Annotated in this window: 15 protein-coding genes and 1 pseudogene; 8 read left to right on the forward strand and 8 right to left on the reverse strand. The window is 36.3% G+C overall.

Features of this window, described 5'->3' with window-relative positions; all coding sequences use genetic code 11:
• Nucleotides 1-5: 5 nt before the first annotated feature.
• From JCM15579_RS04730 to JCM15579_RS04750, 6 genes and pseudogenes are all read right to left on the reverse strand, one after another.
• Nucleotides 6-515: a thioredoxin family protein gene (locus JCM15579_RS04730; RefSeq protein ID WP_054716480.1), complete on the reverse strand. Its 510-nt coding sequence runs from the start codon at nt 513-515 to the stop codon at nt 6-8.
• A 71-nt stretch (nt 516-586) separates the two neighbouring features.
• A complete protein-coding gene (locus tag JCM15579_RS22235) occupies nt 587-973 on the reverse strand; it encodes a cobalamin-dependent protein (protein WP_373280235.1) in 387 nt (128 codons plus the stop codon).
• A 186-nt stretch (nt 974-1,159) separates the two neighbouring features.
• Nucleotides 1,160-2,742 (reverse strand): annotated as a pseudogene (scpA, locus tag JCM15579_RS21325) (methylmalonyl-CoA mutase); the annotation flags it as partial.
• Nucleotides 2,743-2,804: 62 nt separating this feature from the next.
• A complete protein-coding gene (locus JCM15579_RS04740; protein ID WP_054716483.1) occupies nt 2,805-4,667 on the reverse strand; it encodes a methylmalonyl-CoA mutase family protein in 1,863 nt (620 codons plus the stop codon).
• Between the two features lie 179 nt (nt 4,668-4,846).
• Nucleotides 4,847-5,920, reverse strand: a complete 1,074-nt coding sequence (locus JCM15579_RS04745) for an endonuclease/exonuclease/phosphatase family protein (protein ID WP_054716486.1) — start codon at nt 5,918-5,920, stop codon at nt 4,847-4,849.
• A 104-nt stretch (nt 5,921-6,024) separates the two neighbouring features.
• Nucleotides 6,025-6,366 (reverse strand): arsenate reductase family protein, encoded by a 342-nt coding sequence (locus tag JCM15579_RS04750; protein WP_054716490.1) that lies wholly within the window; start codon nt 6,364-6,366, stop codon nt 6,025-6,027.
• 162 nt (nt 6,367-6,528) lie between these two features.
• Between JCM15579_RS04750 and JCM15579_RS04755 the strand changes: the two genes are divergently transcribed.
• On the forward strand, nt 6,529-6,741 hold the full coding sequence (locus JCM15579_RS04755; RefSeq protein WP_054716492.1) for a hypothetical protein: 213 nt from the start codon (nt 6,529-6,531) through the stop codon (nt 6,739-6,741).
• 7 nt (nt 6,742-6,748) lie between these two features.
• Here JCM15579_RS04755 and JCM15579_RS04760 read toward each other — a convergent pair whose 3' ends face one another.
• Nucleotides 6,749-7,414 (reverse strand): Crp/Fnr family transcriptional regulator, encoded by a 666-nt coding sequence (locus JCM15579_RS04760; protein WP_054716495.1) that lies wholly within the window; start codon nt 7,412-7,414, stop codon nt 6,749-6,751.
• A gap of 98 nt (nt 7,415-7,512) precedes the next feature.
• On the opposite strand from JCM15579_RS04760, the gene JCM15579_RS04765 reads away from it, so the two are divergent.
• Nucleotides 7,513-7,986 carry an OsmC family protein gene (locus JCM15579_RS04765; RefSeq protein WP_083464535.1) on the forward strand — a complete coding sequence of 158 codons (474 nt, stop codon included), beginning with the start codon at nt 7,513-7,515 and terminating at the stop codon, nt 7,984-7,986.
• A gap of 52 nt (nt 7,987-8,038) precedes the next feature.
• Here JCM15579_RS04765 and prfB read toward each other — a convergent pair.
• A protein-coding gene (prfB, locus tag JCM15579_RS04770; protein WP_157471338.1) for a peptide chain release factor 2 occupies nt 8,039-9,137 on the reverse strand; the annotation gives its coding sequence in 2 pieces (ribosomal slippage) (nt 8,039-9,073 and nt 9,075-9,137; 1,098 coding nt in all).
• Between the two features lie 246 nt (nt 9,138-9,383).
• On the opposite strand from prfB, the gene yidD reads away from it, so the two are divergent.
• The 6 genes from yidD (at nt 9,384) to JCM15579_RS04800 (ending at nt 15,790) form a co-directional block, all read left to right on the forward strand.
• Nucleotides 9,384-9,740 carry a membrane protein insertion efficiency factor YidD gene (gene yidD, locus JCM15579_RS20605; RefSeq protein ID WP_218186056.1) on the forward strand — a complete coding sequence of 119 codons (357 nt, stop codon included), beginning with the start codon at nt 9,384-9,386 and terminating at the stop codon, nt 9,738-9,740.
• Between the two features lie 70 nt (nt 9,741-9,810).
• Complete coding sequence (locus JCM15579_RS04780) at nt 9,811-10,002, forward strand: hypothetical protein (RefSeq protein ID WP_054716500.1); 192 nt, start codon at nt 9,811-9,813, stop codon at nt 10,000-10,002.
• 100 nt (nt 10,003-10,102) lie between these two features.
• The gene (locus tag JCM15579_RS04785; RefSeq protein ID WP_054716503.1) at nt 10,103-10,834 is read left to right on the forward strand and encodes a protein DA1; all 732 of its coding nucleotides are present in this window, start codon (nt 10,103-10,105) and stop codon (nt 10,832-10,834) included.
• Between the two features lie 13 nt (nt 10,835-10,847).
• The gene (locus tag JCM15579_RS04790) at nt 10,848-11,513 is read left to right on the forward strand and encodes a nucleotide exchange factor GrpE (RefSeq protein ID WP_054716506.1); all 666 of its coding nucleotides are present in this window, start codon (nt 10,848-10,850) and stop codon (nt 11,511-11,513) included.
• A gap of 2 nt (nt 11,514-11,515) precedes the next feature.
• Complete coding sequence (locus tag JCM15579_RS04795; RefSeq protein ID WP_054716509.1) at nt 11,516-13,144, forward strand: Hsp70 family protein; 1,629 nt, start codon at nt 11,516-11,518, stop codon at nt 13,142-13,144.
• 81 nt (nt 13,145-13,225) lie between these two features.
• The gene (locus JCM15579_RS04800) at nt 13,226-15,790 is read left to right on the forward strand and encodes a zinc ribbon domain-containing protein (RefSeq protein WP_054716512.1); all 2,565 of its coding nucleotides are present in this window, start codon (nt 13,226-13,228) and stop codon (nt 15,788-15,790) included.
• Nucleotide 15,791 lies beyond the last annotated feature (1 nt).

A 15,791-nucleotide genomic window follows, 5' to 3' on the forward strand; every position in this document is an offset into this window, starting at 1 on the left:
ATATACTAATTTTTAGAAAGGATTTTTAAAAGGTCTTTTTCAAGACTTTGATTGGGTGTTTCAATGATTCTACCAATTTCTTCATTGTTTCGATAGACTATTGCCGTTGGCACTCTGCTAACTTTATTTGCCTTTGCATTATAGTCAGGCGATTCTTTCTTTGTATCTAAGGCATTCATGTTTAGATTTTCAAATGGGAATCTAATTTCATCAAGAATTTTTATAAATCGAGGTACTTCGCGATGTGAATCATGACACCATGATCCCAGAATCAAATCTATTCTTACATTTTTGAATGATAGTTTTCTAAGCTTTTTAATGATTCCGTTTTTAGCTTTGTATTTCTTGTATTCCGGTCCATACCAATCCCTACAGATATCTAACTCAAAAGCTTCCAGTGTAACTTTACCATACAAAACATGTTTCTTTAGGCGAGTATCTTCTATGGTTTTATTTTGAGCAGATAAAGTCAAATTGAATAGAATAAAAAGGAAAAACAAGAGCGATTTATTCATGATGCTGATATTTGGATAAAAAAAAGACAGGAAGTAAAACTCCCTGTCTATAAATATAGTGATAATCTTAATTAGTCTTTGTATTGCTCGATCAAGATTTCCAACATTTGGATCGCACATTTAGAAACTTTTGTTCCAGGACCAAATACACCTGCAACACCTGCTTCATAAAGGAAATCGTAGTCCTGAGCTGGGATTACACCACCTGCAGTAACCATGATATCTTCACGTCCTAATTTCTTCAATTCCTCGATAATTGCAGGAACCAAAGTTTTGTGACCAGCAGCCAATGAAGATACACCAACCATGTGTACATCATTTTCTACAGCTTGCTTAGCAGATTCTTCTGGAGTCTGGAATAATGGTCCCATATCCACATCGAATCCCATATCAGCGAAACCAGTAGCAACTACTTTACCACCACGGTCGTGACCATCCTGACCCATTTTTGCAATCATGATACGTGGACGACGTCCAGTTTGCTCTGCAAATTTATCTGCCAATTCTTTCGCTTTTGCGAAGTCAGCATCTTCTTTCGATTCTGATGAATATACTCCTGACACGGTTCTAATTACAGCTTTATATCTACCACAAATTTTCTCACATGCATCTGAAATCTCACCTAATGAAGCACGAACTTGTGCAGCTTTAACAGCAAGATCCAATAAGTTACCTTCACCACCGTTAGCACAAGCAGTAATGGCTTCAAGAGCAGCCTGTACCTCTTCTTCATTACGGTTTGCACGAAGTTTAGCCAAACGCTCAATCTGAGCAGTACGTACAGCAGTGTTGTCAACTTCAAGAATATCCAATGGATCTTCTTTTTCCAAACGATACTTGTTAGTACCAACGATAGTTTGAGTACCAGCATCAATTTTAGCTTGAGTACGAGCAGCAGCTTCCTCGATACGAAGTTTTGGAATACCAGACTCGATAGCTTTAGCCATACCACCTAGTTTCTCAACCTCTTCGATGTGAGCCCAAGCTTTGTCTACCAACTCCTGAGTTAATGATTCTACGTAGTAAGAACCTGCCCATGGATCAACTGCTTTACAGATAGTTGATTCATCCTGGATATAGATCTGAGTATTACGTGCAATACGTGCAGAGAAGTCAGTTGGTAACGCAATCGCTTCATCAATGCATTGGTGTGAAGAGACTGAGTGTGACCCAATGCAGCAGCCATAGCTTCGATACAAGTACGACCAACATTGTTGAATGGATCCTGCTCAGTTAATGACCAACCTGAAGTCTGTGAGTGAGTACGCAAAGCCATAGACTTAGGGTTCTTAGGATTGAATTGTTTTACAATCTTCGCCCAAAGTAAACGACCAGCTCTCATCTTAGCAATCTCCATGAATTGGTTCATACCAATAGCCCAGAAGAATGACAAACGAGGAGCAAATGCGTCAACGTCCATACCAGCAGCAACACCTTTTTTCAAATATTCTAAACCATCAGCAAGAGTGTAAGCCAACTCGATATCTGCAGTTGCACCTGCTTCTTGCATGTGGTAACCAGAGATAGAAATTGAGTTAAATTTAGGCATCTTCTGTGAAGTATATTCAAAGATATCTGCAATAATTTTCATTGAGAACTCTGGTGGGTAGATGTAAGTGTTACGCACCATGAATTCTTTCAAGATATCATTCTGAATAGTACCTGAAAGTTCTTCTAATTTAGCTCCTTGCTCCAAACCTGCTACAATGTAGAAAGCCAAAACAGGAAGTACAGCACCGTTCATTGTCATCGATACAGACATCTTGTTCAATGGAATCTGATCGAAAAGGATTTCCATATCCAAGATAGAGTCGATAGCAACACCAGCCTTACCTACATCACCAATTACACGTGGGTGATCTGAATCGTATCCACGGTGAGTAGCCAAGTCGAATGCTACAGAAAGACCTTTCTGACCAGCAGCAAGGTTACGACGATAGAATGCATTTGATTCTTCAGCAGTAGAGAAACCTGCGTACTGACGAACTGTCCATGGACGCAAAGGATACATAGCTGAATATGGTCCGCGAAGGAAAGGAGGTAAACCAGAAACATAATTTAGGTGTTCCATGCCTTCTAAATCTTCCTTGTTAAAAGCTGTTTTAACAGGAATTTGCTCAGGTGTCATCCAAGATTTTTCAATGCCATTTTCTTTTTCCCATTCCTGAGAATTCTTGGCAGCTCTTTGAGATGACTTGATATCTATATTTTTAAAATTTGGTTTCATTTGTTCTGTTTTTTTCCTGTAAAGACGCAGTATGCTACGTCTTTACCGTGCAACTACTTTAATTAAATTCCAAGCTCAGCTTGATATGCTTTCAAGGTTTCAAGTACATTCGACTTCACGTTGATGAAGTTTTCAACACCTTTTGCTTTTAATTCTTCAGCACAAGCAGGAGCACCAGCTACAACAACAATAGCTTTTCCTTTTAATGCTTCAAACACTTCAGGAGCAATAGTTTCGTACTCTTCGTCAGATGAACAAACAACAACGATTTTTGCGTTCTTTTCAGTTACGAATTTTACTCCTTCTTCAACATTAGTGAATCCGTTGTGATCTTCAACGTCGAATCCTGCACAAGCAAAGAAGTTACAAGCGAACTGAGCACGAGCTTTACGCATGTTCAGGTTACCAATTGGGAACATCATTACTTTAGGACGACCATTTTCTTTTGCGTAAACATCAGTTTTGTAACGCATAGCTTCGAATGCCTGAGCACCACGGTATGGTTTCAATGTTTCGCATTCAGCATTTTCGTCAGCTTTGTTTTCTGGTGCGAAAAGTTCTGCTGACAATTCTTTTTCTGCAACTTCACCGAAGTTAGGGAACTGGTTAGTTCCTAGGAAGTTTTCTTTACGAGTTGCAACAGCCATATCTCTTTTCTGAGCAGTAGCTTTGATTGTTTCCTGAATGAAACCAGCTTTGAAAGCTGCCAGGTAACCACCTTTTTCTTGAACTTCAAGGAATAGTTTCCAAGCTTCTTCGCTGATAGATTCAGTAAGAGATTCAATATAGTATGATCCTGCAGCAGGGTCAGCAATTTTTCCGAAGTGTGATTCTTCTTTCAACAATAACTGCTGGTTACGTGCAATACGCTCTGAGAATTCAGTTGTATTTTCGTAAACAGAGTTGAAAGGCTTAACTGTGTATGAATCCAAACCACCAAGAACAGAAGACATAGCCTCAGTTTGAGTACGAAGCATATTTACGTATGGATCGTAAATTGTCTTGTTCCAATCAGAAGTTTCTCCGTGGATGAACATTTTACACATTTCTTCAGAAGCACCAAATTCTTTCAAGATGTAAGCCCAAAGCATACGACCTGCTCTTAGCTTAGCAATCTCCATGAAATATTTAGAGCTAGTTGCGAAGTTGAAACGGATTTTTGGAGCAATTTCTTCAATTGACAAACCAGCTTCCATTAACTTGCTTATATATTCAGCACCGGCAGCTAAACTGAAACCTAATTCTTCAACGATAGATGATCCCGAGTTGTTGAATAATCTACCGCCAACAGCAACAACTTTAAAGTTTGGAAGTTCTTTTGCAGCTTCAACCGCTTCTTTCAAGTAGTTGTATGAGTTTTCTTCTGAAGTACAGAATTTACCACAAGTACTGTAACCACCTAAAATGTCGATAGCAACACCACCTTGAACTTTGTCAAGAGCAATTCCTTTTTCAGTTGCAATTGCCTGTAAGTTTTTAATTAATTCTACAGAACCGTGAGTTTTTTCGAAGTTTACTTCAACACAATCCATGTAAACACCTTCTAACAAAGTAGCTAATTCATCTTTGCTAAGGCTTTTCCAATTTAAAACGAAACCTAATGAGTCGATACCTTTATTAAGAACGTCAAGAGCTTTTGCGTTTGCAGCCTTCACATCTTCAACGATGATATCCTGACGGATAAACCAATTGTTGTTGTCTTTCTTGTTTCCGCGCACATATGGAAAATCACCAGGATAAGTGTTCATGTACATCTTATCTTCCATGTTTTCCAGTCTGTAGAAAGGCTGAACATTGAATCCTTCATTTGTTCTCCAAATTAACTTTTTATCGAAGTCAGCGCCTTTAAGGTCTTTAGTGATTTTGTCGATCCACTCTTGTGTAGATTGTGGAGCAAACTCACTAAATAGTTTATTATCTGCCATAACTGTAACTGTTTAAAAATTAGGGTCTAAAAATAAGCCCTTTTTATCACTTTGAAAAAGTTTAAAAAATGTTTTGCATCATACTTTTACAACAGGAAATTAATTAGGAATTACCAATTACGAATTACGATTTTATCTTTAAGTACATGTTTTCAGTGTTGATAAACAGATGTATAGGTTTAGTTTTTCTCGTAATTTGTAATTCTCAATTCGTAATTGACTATCACTGGTGCATGATCAGAGATTTGCATCCACTCTTGTAAAGTTTTTCCGCTTTTATCGATGAACTTACCGTTTGTAAACAGATAGTCCAATTTTCGATTCCAGAATCCATTCTTGTCAGTGGTATGCGTAAAATGATCTTTGTTATTATTTTGATATTCATCCAAAGGGATGGCTGCCTGGTAGTTTTCATAGAAAGGCATCATCCATTCCGTTTCGGCTGAATAATTGTCTGCTTCAAATTCTTCATCGGTACAAACCGAATCATCAAACTTGCTGGTTTGTTTTGTATAAGGCGGAAGAGAATTAAAATCACCTCCTAGTATTAATTGATCTCCCTTTAATGAGATTGCATCAGCGTAAGCTTTAATAATATCCAATTGTTTTTTCTTGGTATCGTCCTTTGCATAGGCCGATGCATGCGTGTTCAGTATATGAAGTTTTTTTCCTTCATGTTCCAATTGAACATCCAGAATGTTTCTTTTTAAATAAAAATATCGAACAATGAAATTCTGCGATTGAATTAAAGGCAGGGCAATTCTCTTCGCATCCGTAAATTTCCATTTCGATAAAATTGCATTGCCGGAATCCATCTTGCCAATACCATCACTCGGAATTTTAGAAGCTTTCCATTGTGATGCATAAGCTGCATAATTTAAATCAGTATTATCAAGCAGATATTGAACTTGATCAACAAAGGCACTTCTTTTGGCATTAATATCAGCTTCTTGTATTAATAATATATCCGGGTTGATCTCTCGGATTTTTTGAGACAAAGCATTTAGATGATTTAAAACCTCGGATTTTTCCATAATGACGCGATCGCCATGACAATCGAAAAAGAAATCGATACGACCTCCACCAAATTTAATGTTCCAGGTCATTACTTTAAGCGTATCCGGAAAGAAAAAATCTTTGATTTCGGTACTTTGATACAGAGAAACTTCAGGTCCGATCTTTGTGTTAAAAGGATCGCAGGCTGCTGAAATTACCGAAAGCATGATCAGGTAATATTTTCTAAACATCTTCATTTTCCTCAATTGATTTAATAACTGAAAACAGGCAATAAAGCTACTGTTGAATTTTGTTGCACAACTCAATTAGGTAATTAAGAAAGATTTAAATTTATAAGAGATTATAAAATCTCGTCAGTGTTTTCGACAGGATCAGCAAATACAGCTTTACAATCCTTTACGATTATCGGGCGTTGGATTAGCTTAGGGTATTCAATCAATATTTTGATCCACTCTTCACGATTAAAGTTTTTCCCTTTAAAATCGCTTTTATATATTTTTTCCTGAGTTCGAATGATTTCTTGGGGCTCTTTGTTCATTCTCATCAGCAAATCAGCAAGTTCTGCTTCGGTAAATTCTTCTTTTAAATACAATCTGATTTCAGGGTCTAAACCTTTCTCCTGAAGGTATTTTAATCCAGCACGGCTTTTGGCACATCTTGGATTGTGATAGATCTTTAACATTGTGTTGTTGTGTATCTTTGGTTTTGTGAATACAAATATACGGCTTTCGAGAATATTAGTGGATATACTTAATGATAAAATTCGGAAGTGTTAATTGTCATGTAATTGACGAAACTTTTGGAAAATCTTTATTAGGTTTGAGCTAATAATAATTTAAAAAAAATGAAGAACTTTTTGAATAAAAGAAAATTTGAAATTATTGGCGGATTGATTGGTTTGCTTGGAGGCTATCTGTACTGGAGATACGTTGGTTGTGTATCGGGAACTTGCCCGATAAAGGCCAATTGGTACACCATGCTTCCTTATGGCGGATTATTTGGTATCCTGCTGGGTGGAATTGTAAAGCCAAAAGAGAAAAGTAAATCGGAGCAATAAAGAGCTGTCAACCATATTTGGCAATTTCTTCCAAACGCGAGGCGTCAATAATTGTAATGGATTTACCATTACTATCGATTAAACCTTCTTTCCTAAAATCGGCAAGGTTTTTCAAAACACTCTCTTTGGAGAAGCCTATGATTCTGGCCATCTCTTGCCTAGTTAAAGGAATCTCAAATGAATTGCTATCAAAGTTTTTCTGAAATTCACTGATAAGAAAAGCAAGTGCGCCTGCAGAATTTTTCTCTTTTAATTTCATCTGCCAGTTGAGAAAACCTTCATTAACCCATGATATATATTGAATAAATGCCATTGAAAGCGTACTGTTTGCTTTCAAAAGTTTGGTAAAAGTTTCTTTGTCTAATAGTTCTATGGAACAGTTGGTTAATGCACGTGCTGAAAACCGATATTGAGCAGTGGAAAAAACACAATTGATTCCAATAAATTCACCATCAAAAAGTAAGTTTAAAATTTGGCGATGCGGAGCTTCATTCAATGACAATTCTACAATGCCTGATTTTAAGAAATAGATGTTATTAACAGGAGTTCCCTTCTTAATAATCAGTTCTCCGGCTTCGAAATTAAGACTGTTGCTTTTTGAATACAGTTCTTCATTTTCATCACTTGATAGAATGGAAAGGCATCTTTTTCCCGAATCGTGAATTTGCTCCATGTTAATTTGTTTACGCAGGTGTAAAATTACACCCTCTGATATATTTAAGTACACAGGGCTGAAGTCACCATCCTGTATCTTCCTAATTACTTTTGTAAATGTACAATTTAAATCAGAAAAGTATGGAGCAGATGGAAATTCAGAAAATTGATTTTCTTATTGAATCAAAGACAAAATCTAATTCAAGATCAGAAATTAGCGTAAGAAATTTTAAAGTGATGGTTGATGAACCTTCACCTTTAGGAGGCACCGATCTGGCTCCTAATCCGGTGGAATATATTCTTTGTGGATTAAGTGGGTGTATTCATATATTGGCCTTTAAAGTTGCCAATGAAATGGATATTGAACTTAAAGATTTGGATATTGAGATAAAAGGAGAATTAAATCCAGAGAAGTTATTTGGTATGCCAACCAAGGATAGGGCTGGCTATCAAAATATAGAAATTGTGCTGAAACCCGTATTTGAAGCTACTGAAGAGCAAAAAGAAAAATGGTTGGAAATAATGCAAGAGAGAAGTCCGGTGTTGGATAATCTTTTGAATCCTACACCAGTTTCGATTACACTAGTATAGGCTTTTGATTATCAAATAAAAAGGACGTAATAGAATTACGTCCTTTCTGTATTTAGTTTTTTTCTTCTCCCGCAAATTCCATCAGGAATGCTTTAATGAATCCATCTAAATCACCATCCATTACAGCTTGAACGTTTGATGATTCATGTCCGGTTCTTACATCTTTAACCAATTTGTAGGGTTGCATTACGTAAGAACGAATTTGGGATCCCCATTCAATTTTCATCTTAGCACCTTCAATCTTATCGATTTCTTCCTGTCGTTTCCTCAATTCCAATTCGTACAACTGAGATTTTAACAAACGAAGTGCATTCTCACGGTTTCCAAGTTGAGATCTACTTTCGGTATTTTCAATGATAATTCCAGTAGGAGCATGTCGCAGTCGAACACCGGTTTCAACTTTGTTAACATTCTGTCCTCCAGCACCACCAGATCGGAAAGTATCCCAGGAAATATCCGCAGGGTTAATTTCAATCTCTATACTGTCATCAATTGCCGGATATACATATACCGAAGCAAAAGAAGTCATGCGTTTGTTGGCTGCATTAAAAGGAGATAATCGAACCAAACGGTGTACACCATTTTCTGATTTCAGGTATCCGTATGCAAAATCACCCTCGAATTCTAAAGTTGCCGATTTAATTCCTGCCTCGTCACCTTCCTGGTATTCCAGTTGTTTGACTTTGTACCCATGCGATTCTCCATAACGAAGATACATTCTGTGTAGCATGTTTGCCCAGTCGCAACTTTCGGTTCCACCTGCTCCGGCATTAATTTTAAGAATTGCACCCAGTTTATCTTCTTCCTTTCGAAGCATATTTTTCAATTCCAGAGCTTCGATAAGATTTTGCGTTGATGAAAATTGCTCATCTACCTCTTCTGGTGAAGCTTCTCCTTCTTTGGCAAAATCAAAAAGAACGGCCAAATCATCATATGATTCTTTTACTTCATCGTAGGACTCTACCCATGATTTAAGGCTACGAACCTTTTTCATTTGAACCTCTGCTTCCTTTGGATTATCCCAAAATCCAGGAGCCTGAGTCCTCATTTCTTCCTCTTGTATCTGAATTAGTTTGGCATCAATGTCAAAGATACCTCCTCAACGCTTCCGTGCGTTCCGCTAAACTCTTTAGCTGGTCTGTTGTGATCATGTATGGTACATTAATTATTAAGCTGTAAAGATAGTGAACCGAGAGCAATTAACAATGAGCTGATTTTTGCCGTGGTACAGTTGGAATTTAAATAAGATAGAATGATTATTCGCCTTGGATTCTTTAGGTCAATTGTTTAATAATTAAACAAATCGATTCGGGAAATAGCCATGTTTAAGCACTGATTAATCCTCACGTTTTTCTTTAATTTATAATTATTGTTCTGATAAAATTAAAAGCAAATAGATGAGAGAAACAAACAAGTTTGAAAATGGTGGGGATAAATTCGAATTGATATCAGACCAGTTAAATTCTGCAATTATTCAACGTCATTTTACAAAGCACACCCAAAGAGATATTGAAATTCACTCTTTACCTATTCCAGTTAAACCGCTTTGGTTGAATCTTGTTGTCAGGATGTTAAGGATGTATCAGAAATATTTATCTCCAAAGTTGGGAAACAAATGTGTTTTTGATCCAAGTTGTTCAAGATATTCAGAAATGGCTTTTCGCAAATATGGTTTCAGAAAAGGGATTTTGTTAACCGTTAACAGATTAAAACGCTGCCGACCCGAAAATGGCGGAGTTGATGAGTTGGTATAGCTTTCGGCGTATAGAAAGGTATGCAAAACCCAAATAAATACAATTATTAAAAACCTTAAAAGTTAAAAAAATGGAGTACAAAATTGAAGACATTGGAGCACGATTCTCTGGTAAAGCTATTAATGCACTGGAACAAAGATTTACAGCACATGCAAAAGATGGTTATAAATTTCATTCAGTGATACATATCGAGAAAAGTGGGTGTTTGGGAACAAATTACGGAGCATCCATTACCTATCTGGCTGTATATGTGAAAGAATAATGCAAAGGGATGTCGTTCTTTCCAGGTTCGGCATCCATTAAAGGGTTTAATAACAACTTAATTGAGGGTAGTGTTTTACTGATTACTTAAATGTATACCAATGAATTGTAGTCTTTGCAATAATGTTATAAATGGGAAATACTATGCAGATTATTGGAACAATAAAGTATGTGCTTACCATATTGAAGAGGGACATGCCACGCATTGTAGTTCTTGTGGGGCAATAACCGCTAAAGAATACCAACTGGAGGATGGACGGGTTTTGTGTAAAATCTGCAATCGAAATTCGGTAACTCACCTTTCACAAATCAGAGGTTTAATTCGTAGAGTGAAGAAATCTTTGGTTGATGTTGGCTTTGATAATTTTCAAATAGATGATATTAATATTTCATTATTAACAGCAGAGGAGCTGGCTATAAAAAGAAACACAAACAGACCTGATACTAATAATAAGGGACTAACATTATCAAATGTTTCAAATTCGATAGGTGGACTGTTATTGAGAAATAAACAAAAATGTACACATAATATTTTTATTCTTCACCGTTTGACAAAAGTTGAATTTGCCGGAGTGTTAGCTCATGAATTTCTTCATGCCTGGCAAATAAAAAATTCTATCAGTCTTGAAGCACCAAAATGTGAAGGACTTTGCAATATGGGCTCCTTTTTATTGTTCTCAACACTTTCCAGCTCACTGAGTTCATATTACATAAAAAATTTGTTTGATAATCCTGATCCTGTTTATGGTGGTGGATTTAGATACGTACATGCTCTTTATGAGGAAGTTGGATGGGAAGGTGTAATTAACAAAGCATTAAAGAATAACTTATAAATAGATAAATGTTATGGATGAAATGAATGAAAGCATACATGAAGAGTTGAAGGAGGAATCGTTACCTGTTGATATTGAAGAAAGTAATCAGGATGAAATTGTTCAGTTAGAGCAAGAGAATGTAAAATCTGAAGAGATTCAGATTGAGGACACTTCAGATGCACAGGAAGAAGGAAAAGATGAAGTTCTTGAAAAAATTGAATCTATCGAATTACAGCAAGTTAAATTATTGGATGAGTTTAAACTGCGCTTGTCGATGGATCAGCACAAGAATGAGATTATAGACAGGTTACATTCTGAATTGCAACAGCATAAAGAAGGGTTTGTTGAAAAAATACAAAAGCCAATATTTATGGCATTGATAAGTTTTATTGATGATTTAAGAAAAACTACAGAAAGATTACAAGCACAAAATATTGATAAAGAAGCAGTATTAAGGGAGTATAAAAAAACGGGAGATTTTATGGAGGATCTGCTATTCAATTTTGGAATAGAAGCATATGTCTCGGAAGTTGGGTCGGATTTTAATCCAAAAGAACAAAAATGTGTTTTAAAAACGCCAATAAATATTCAGGATAAGCATAGAACAATTGTAAACACTATTTCGCCAGGGTATAAATGGGATGAAAAAGTTATAAAGCTTGAAAGTATTGAATTAAACATTTTTAAAGAAGAATAGATATGGAAGAGATAAAGAAAATTTTTGGAATTGATTTGGGAACAACTTATTCGTGTATTTCATATGTTGATGAAAACGGCAAGGCGGTTCCGATTACTAATATTGAGGGTGATAGAATTACTCCGTCAGTAGTTTACTATGAGGAAGAGGATTCGATTATTGTTGGAAAAGAAGCTAAAAATATGTTAGCTGCGGAACCTGACAAAGTTGCTGTTTTTATTAAAAGAGAAATGGGCAAAGATGATTTCTTGTTTAATGGAGACAATCCACAAAAAATATCAGCACACATTTTAAGAAAAATTGTTCAAGATGCAAGTGAAGCCCTATATACAGAAATTAATGATGTAGTGATAACTTGTCCGGCATATTTTGGGGACAGAGAAAAGAAAGCAACTAAAGCAGCAGGTGAAATTGCAGGATTGAATGTTATTTCGGTTTTAAATGAACCTACTGCTGCAGCAATTTCTTATGGAGTAAATGTTGATGATGACCAGATTATTTTAGTGTATGATTTAGGAGGTGGAACTTTTGATATTACAATGATTGAAGTTAAGGAAAAAGAAATCAAAGTAATTGCATCAGGAGGTAATCACCAATTGGGAGGAATGGATTGGGATAACGCCCTAATGGAATATTGCGCAGGTGAATTTGAAAACTTAACAGGAGTAAGTGATATTCTGCAAAATAATGAGACCAAAGGAGATCTTCAGGTAAAAGTGGAAGAGGCAAAGAAGAGTCTTACAGGCAGAAAAAAGGCAAAGATCAGAGTTATACATGAAGGGATAGCAGAGGTAATTGAAGTAACTCAGGAACAATTTGAGGAAATTACCGAATCCTTACTAAACCAGACCATTTCGTTAACACATGAAATGATGAATGAAGCCAAAGAAAAAGGAGCGAAGTATAGTTCATTTGATAAAATCCTACTGGTTGGAGGTTCATCAAAAATGCCACAAATTAAAAGAAAAGTGGATGCCGAATTTGGAATTGAATCCAGATTATTCGAACCGGATGAAGCAGTTGCAAAAGGAGCAGCTCTATACGCAAACAATCAGGCTTTAAAAGCAGCAGTAATTAAAGAGTTAATAGAATTAGGTGTTAATAACGAAGATATTGCCACCGATTCCCGGGAAAGACAAGAGGCTATTACAAACGTAGCTGTAAAATCTGGTATTTCTGTTGAAGAAATAACCAATAGTGTGGAAACAAAAATTATAAATACCACAAGTAAAAGCTATGGTACCCAATATGGTGAAGAGCCTAATTTAATGGTAAAACAGTTGATTTTAAAAAATACAGACCTTCCTGTATCTGCAAAAGAAACCTTTGTTACATCAGTCGATGCCCAAACAGGGGTAGCCAATGATATTTATGAAAGTGATTTCTCTGATGTAGATATACCTGAAAAAAATGCGATAAAGCTGGATGGACAGAATTTGATTTTTGACAAACCTTATCCACAGGGAACTCCTATTGAAGTTGAATTTCTTTTAAATGAAGATGGAATGTTAGATGTAAAAGCCTATGGTGGAGGCAGTACTTTAAATTTCCAACTTAAAGTGATGGGAGTTATGTCTCGTGAGGAGATTGAAGCTGCTAAAATAGATGTTTTGTCTAAAACGGTTAGTTAATGATCTAAATAATAGCCTCTGAAATATATAGCTAATGTATTTCGGAGGCTTATTCTATGGAATTGTAAACAGATAGAAGTGATGAAGGAGAAAAATATCATACAAATATTAGATAACAAAGATCGAAGGGCTGTATTAAAATTATTTGACAAGATTAAGGATACGGCTAATTATGAACGTTTTGAAATTTATAGTGAACAAGAAGTTTCTAATTTTTTTGAATTACTTTCTGTCGATAAAACCGCAGATAACAGAGCTGTAGAACAGGTTATTGAGAAAAAAATGGATTGGGCCCGGAAAATGGCAAATCATGCTACTGATTTTGCGGGCAATTTACAAAAACTACTTTCCCTTGGACAAAAAATATTAGTCCACCACAGAGAAGAATACATTACTTTAATAGATTTTCAAACTTATATTGCTTCAGTTGATTATCTGGAACAACAGTTGGAAATACTTATTGATAAACAATCTGTAAATGAGAAAAAATTTAATCGTATAATTCTTCAGGTAACGAGTAACAAAAATTATCCATTCCCTGATAAATGGAACCTGTTTAGGACTCAAAAGGACATTGTTTTAGGATTGGCTTTAGGGTATTTAGATCAGAAGAATATCACGATTGTTCAAGATAATTTAACCTGTCATAATTGTGAAGCTGTAAATCCAGGAACAAGTAATATCTGTAGCAAATGCGGAGCATACATAAACTGTCCGGGCTGTAATGCGCCAATTAAAAAGGGAGCAAAAAATTGTAATGGCTGTGGAGTAGAAATATCAGAAATTGGAAGTTATGTGTCTCAATTAGAGGATATTGAAAAGAGTGTTGCGAAAAATAAAATTCAGCAGGCTGAAGAAGTTTTGTTGAAACTTGCCGGGATATGGGGCAAAAATGAACGTGTTAACACAGCCCAAAAAAAGATTAAGGAACTTAAAAGTCACTTATCGGAACAAGAGAAAGTCATAGAACAATTGATTCTGAAGAATCGTTTTTTGGAGGCACAAAACTTACTTTCCAAAATAAATGTAAAAGCTTCGCCTGCATTAGAGCAAAAGGAACGATTGATTCAGCAGAAACTGTTAAGCGCCAAGACCTTTGTTGATGCAGCAAACAGTCAGACGGCCACAGAAAAGAAAATAGAAGCATACTGTTCTGCCCTGCAGGTGGTAAGTGATTACCGGGATGCTTTGAATGGCTTAAAAGCAAACCCTCCTAAAGCGCCAGCCAGTTTGCAAGTTGTGGTAAAGGGAAGAACGGTATTGCTAAACTGGAGTAAATTTGCTTCGAGCAATGTAAGCTATATCCTGATAAGAAAGGTAAATGGAAGGCCTTCGGGACCAACAGACGGGGAAATTATTGCAGAGACAAAATCCAATCAGTTTGATGATGCCAATACAGTTGCAGGAGTAAGCTATTATTATGCTGTATACAGCAAATGTGTTGATATTTTCTCGGAAAGTGCAGCCCAGTCGGCTCCGGTTCTAACACTTGAAGAAATTGCTCAACATCAGATATCTTTTGATGTAAAGAAAACAAATATTCACTTTACATGTAAATTTCCGACAAATGCCAAAGGTGTTGAGCTTTACAGAGATAATCGACTTCTTACAGCACTTACCAGCGAAAACTACAATGATTCCAACTTAACAACAGATAAACAATACTCTTATAGGTTTGTAGCTGTTTTTGAGGATTGTTTGGGTAAAAAATACAGGACTAACGGCTTATCTATCAGCCTGAAACCAACAGCTCCGCCAAAGGCAATTTCGAATTTTGAATGTAAGCTCGAAAATAAAAATGTTAGTCTGAGCTGGCGTCGTCCCGAGAAAGGTGAGGTATACATCCTTCAATCAAACAAAGCGGTAGGTTTGGATTCTGGCATGACAGTGTCAATCGAAAAATTGAAAAATCTGGGACATCCAATTACATTGCTTTCCCAATCTTCGGCCAGAGAAAGCTTAACAAATTCGGGAACAGTCTATTTTTCCATTTGGACCATTTTTGGTCAGTCGGCAATATTCGGGAAAGAAATTGAAGTGTCGAATATCGATCCGGTTGACAATGCAAAAGCAATACTTTCGATGGGGAAATTGTTTGTGGAATGGGATTGGCCACAGGGCATCGAAACTAGCTTGCTTAGCTATTCAAACAAATCTTTCGACCATCCCAAAGCTGCCCAAATTCGAATTACCAAAGAAAACTACGATAGAGAGGGTGCCTATGTAATCAGAAATGTCAGGGATGGAGACTATTACTTTTCCATTCGGACTTGTTACACCCGAAACACGAGGGAATTACTTTCGGAAAGCAAGCGGGTATTTTTCAGTAATTCCAAACCTATCGATCTTGAATACTTTGTGAAGTACAGAAAATTATTTGGAAAAAAACTCGAATTAAAAATTCTGAGCAAGGAAAATAAGGTCTTGCCAGGTTTGGTTTTGGTTGCAAAGGAGGGTGGTGTTCCAATAAAAAAAGAAGATGGAATAGAAATATTGGAATTAACAGGTGTGCGCACCAATTCAAGCCATAAAATAAGTTTGGATGAAATTACCATCGATCGTTATGTGCGACTTTTTGTGAAGGAAAGTGCTGTGTCGAATCTTCGAATTTTAACTCCTCCCAAGGAAAAACTTAAGTTGTTTTAGC

It is taken from the genome of Marinifilum fragile JCM 15579 (assembly GCF_001310955.1).
GTDB lineage: Bacteria > Bacteroidota > Bacteroidia > Bacteroidales > Marinifilaceae > Marinifilum > Marinifilum fragile.